Source organism: Psychromonas sp. (assembly GCF_047632955.1).
GTDB lineage: Bacteria > Pseudomonadota > Gammaproteobacteria > Enterobacterales > Psychromonadaceae > Psychromonas.
In genome coordinates this window covers 1-3,901 of sequence record NZ_JBLIED010000092.1, presented here as the reverse complement: position 1 = coordinate 3,901, position 3,901 = coordinate 1, and the positions used below count along the sequence as shown (strand labels likewise).

The 3,901-nt window shown below is 43.6% G+C and carries 3 protein-coding genes; all 3 read right to left on the bottom strand.

The features are described 5' to 3' along the window. The coding region (locus tag ACJAZP_RS20000) for an MFS transporter (RefSeq protein WP_415232498.1) at positions 1-886 on the bottom strand (886 nt) is incomplete at its 3' end. A gap of 77 nt (positions 887-963) precedes the next feature. Beyond that, positions 964-1,296 carry a nitrite reductase small subunit NirD gene (gene nirD / locus ACJAZP_RS19995; protein WP_415232497.1) on the bottom strand — a complete coding sequence of 111 codons (333 nt, stop codon included), beginning with the start codon at positions 1,294-1,296 and terminating at the stop codon, positions 964-966. 10 nt (positions 1,297-1,306) lie between these two features. Next, complete coding sequence (nirB, locus tag ACJAZP_RS19990) at positions 1,307-3,844, bottom strand: nitrite reductase large subunit NirB (protein WP_415232496.1); 2,538 nt, start codon at positions 3,842-3,844, stop codon at positions 1,307-1,309. Between the last annotated feature and the right edge of the window lie 57 nt (positions 3,845-3,901).

Below are 3,901 nucleotides of genomic sequence, written 5' to 3'. Positions count from 1 at the left end.
CAACTTGTTTGAATTTATATTGATGAATTTCTGCGACCGGTGTGGTGAAAATAGCTTTATTTACCTTCCAAACCTGTGACCATTCGTAAATATAAAGCGCAATAAGTACGCTATAAATAGCATAAGTCACTTCAGCTGAAATCATCGAAATATTGCTTGGAGATAATTTCCATGCAAGCAATGCAAGGGCTGCATACATTGGGATTTTCATTATTAATAACAGGAAAAAATCGCCCTTAGAGGTTACTTCCATCGCGGTTAAATTGGCAGGTTTAAAATAGGTAGAGCCTTTTGGGGTGTCACTCACTTTTGCATAAAATACAAAGGCGAAAAGTAAACTCATAAGACCTGTGATAGCCGTTGCATAGCGCCATCCGTCATCACCGCCAAATAATAATGCAATGGTGGGTAAGCTAAAGGCTGCCGCCGCACTGCCGAAGTTACCCCAGCCTCCGTAGATCCCTTCGGCGGTGCCGAGTTCGTTATGTGGAAACCACTCAGAAACCAGACGTATACCAATCACAAAACCTGCACCGATAAAACCCAGCAGAAAACGTGCGATCGCCGCTTCTAAAAATGTTTCTGAAAAAGCAAACATAAAACAAGGGATAGAACAAACCGCCAGCAATGCCGAATAAACGACTCTTGGCCCGTATTTGTCGGTTAATGAACCGACAATCACCCGGGCAGGTATGGTCAAGGCGACGTTAAGAATTAATAAGGTTTTTATCTCTTCGGTGCTTAAACCCAAGGACTCCTTTACTGCGAGCAACAGAGGGGCGAAGTTAAACCAGACAACAAAGGTAATAAAAAATGCCATCCAACTTAAATGCAGGATTTTCATTTTCCCGGCAAAAGAGAATATATTAAATGAGGTTTTATCCATGATTTTTTCCTTTCAAAATTTTTTGTGCTCTATCTGCTAAATAGTATAGAGCACGGTTAAGAGCTTTAAGTTAACGATTAACGTGTTGCTTGCAGTTGCACCTGATCGGCTTCAATACGTACTAAATAGGTTTGCAATACGTGCTCAGGTGAATCCAGGCAGACGCCGGTTTTTAAATTAAAACGCTGTTTATACAAAGGTGATGCAACATAGGTTTCCCCCTGCGCTGATCCTATTATTCCGCGTGAAATAACATTCGCTTGTGCGAAGGGATCAAAGTTGGAAACAGCAAATAAATCCTGATTACGTTGACAGAAAAAAATGGCTACTTGCTGATCTTCAAATTGGGCACAAATGCCACTGTTAGGAGCAAGATCTTCATATTTACAAATGTTCAACCACTGACTCATAACCTTCCCCTTATTCCGCTAATTCTACGATTTGGATTGTTTGTGGATTGACTTTTTGGGCGGGGATGCGCTGCTCGCGCTCCAACTCAAATGCCAACTTATTATCTGTATCATCACTATTGATAAAATGTTTGAAACGTTTTAGCTTAGCCGGATTTTTAAGCGTGGTTTTCCATTCACATTGATAATTTTTAATGTTGTTTTCCATCTCCAGCTCAAGTTCATCGGCGAGATTAAGCTTGTCTTCAATCACTACTTCTCTTAAATAATCTAATCCACCTTCCAGGTTTTCCAGCCAAACTGATGTACGCTGCAGGCGATCTGCCGTGCGGATATAGAACATTAACAAGCGATCTGTGTATTTTATAAGGGTTTCTGTATCCAGGCCTGTGGCAAATAAATCACCGTGACGGGGGCGCATGCCTCCATTACCACAGACATACATATTCCAGCCATTCTCCGTGGCAATAATGCCAATATCTTTGGTCTGGGCTTCGGCACACTCGCGGGTACAACCGGATACACCAAATTTTATTTTATGCGGGGAACGCAGACCTTTATAACGATTTTCGACCTTGATGGCTAAGGCCATGCTGTCATCAACCCCAAAACGGCACCAGGTACTGCCCACACAAGATTTCACCGTGCGCAAGGATTTTCCGTAAGCGTGGCCTGTTTCAAAACCGGCATCGATTAATTGCTGCCAAATTATCGGTAATTCATGTAACTGCGCGCCAAACAGATCTATCCGCTGACCACCGGTGATCTTAGTATAGAGATCAAATTCCTTGGCAACTTCACCCAGTACTATCAGTTTGTCCGGGGTGATTTCACCCCCTGCAATACGCGGCACAACGGAGTAGGTGCCGTCTTTTTGAATATTACCAAGGTAGAGGTCGTTACTGTCCTGTAGCTCAATATGCGTATCTTCCAACACATATTCATTCCAGTAAGAGGCTAAAATAGAACCCACGGTCGGTTTACAAATTTCACAGCCTAAACCCGTGCCGCAATGTTCCAGTAAGTGATCAAAAGTGGTGATTTTTTTAACCCGAATAATATCCGTGAGCGCTTGTCTTGAATAGGCAAAATGCTCACAAAGGTCGTTATTGACTTCAAAACCTAAGCTCGCTAATTCACTGTCTAAGACTTGTTTAGTCAGTGCGCTACAACCACCACAGCCCGTTGATGCTTTGGTTTGTGTTTTGATATCTCCCATAGTGCAACAACCTGCGATCACCGCACTTTTAATATCACCTTTAGTGACATCAAAACATGAACAGATTGCCGCCGTGTCGGGCAGGGCTTCGACTCCCAAGCCGCTCGCTTGTTCATCACCGGTGCTGGGTAAAATCAGCACAGCAGGATTTTCCGGCAGGGTCATATCATTGAGTAATAGTTGTAATAATGTGCCGTAAGCCTCTGCATCTCCGACTAAAACCGCGCCGACGATTTTTTTGCCGTCTTCCGAGACGATCAAACGTTTATAGACCTGTTCAATTTCATCGTGGTAGGTGTAAGATTGCGCGCCGGGTGTCTGACCGTGTACTTCACCAATGCTGGCAACATCAATCCCCAATAATTTGAGTTTGGTGCTCATATCAGCCCCGGTAAAGGCAAGAGACTCACCTTTGATATGGGCTGCAGCAACTTTTGCCATTTGGTAGCCGGGTGCGACTAAACCAAAAATCTTGTTATCCCATAATGCGCATTCACCAATCGCATAAACATTATCAACATTAGTCTGACACTGGTTATTGATAGCGATACCGCCGCGCTCTCCGATTTTTAAATCAAACTGGCGAGCCAATTCATCCTGAGGACGAATACCGGCCGAGAAAACGATCGTATCGGTTTCTAAGAAACTGCCATCGGCAAAGTTCATCCGGTAGCGGCAGTTATCACCATCAACAATTTCCGTGGTCGCTTTTTCCGTATGTACCTGTACCCCTAATGCTTCAATTTTACGGCGCAATAATTGACCACCACCATCATCTAACTGCACGGCCATTAATCGTGGTGCAAATTCCACCACGTGGGTTTCTAAACCGAGATTGACCAGTGCATTGGCAGCTTCAAGGCCTAATAGACCACCACCCACAACGACTCCCACTTTACTGCTTGCGCCAGAGGTCGTTATTGCCTCTAAATCATCAATAGTACGGTACACATGACAATGTTCTTTATCATTGCCTGCGATCGGCGGCACAAAAGGAAATGAACCCGTTGCCAGCACTAATTTATCGTAGGATTCAATGCGGCCGCTGTTTGTGACCACCTGATTATTGGCGGTATCGAGTTTGATAACCTTATCGTTAAGCACAAATTTAATACCGTTTTCCTGATAGTAAGTCGCATCGGTTAGGGCTAAATCATCGGCTGTTTTACCGGAGAAAAAGCCGCTTAATTGAACGCGATCATAGGCCAGACGGGATTCTTCTGAAAAAGTAATGATCTCGTAGTCAACACTTTCATCAGCTATCAGGGTATCGATAAATTTGTGACCGACCATGCCGTTGCCGACCACCACAATGCGTTGTTTGTTCATAATGTTAAAATCCTTATAAATTTTTAAGCTGATAATTGTGTTAATTCATTAATCGCG

Excerpts from the sequence above, each read along its gene's own strand:
- nirD (WP_415232497.1), bottom strand. The coding sequence starts at position 1,296 with ATGAGTCAGTGGTTGAACATTTGTAAATATGAAGATCTTGCTCCTAAC.
- nirB (WP_415232496.1), bottom strand. The coding sequence starts at position 3,844 with ATGAACAAACAACGCATTGTGGTGGTCGGCAACGGCATGGTCGGTCAC.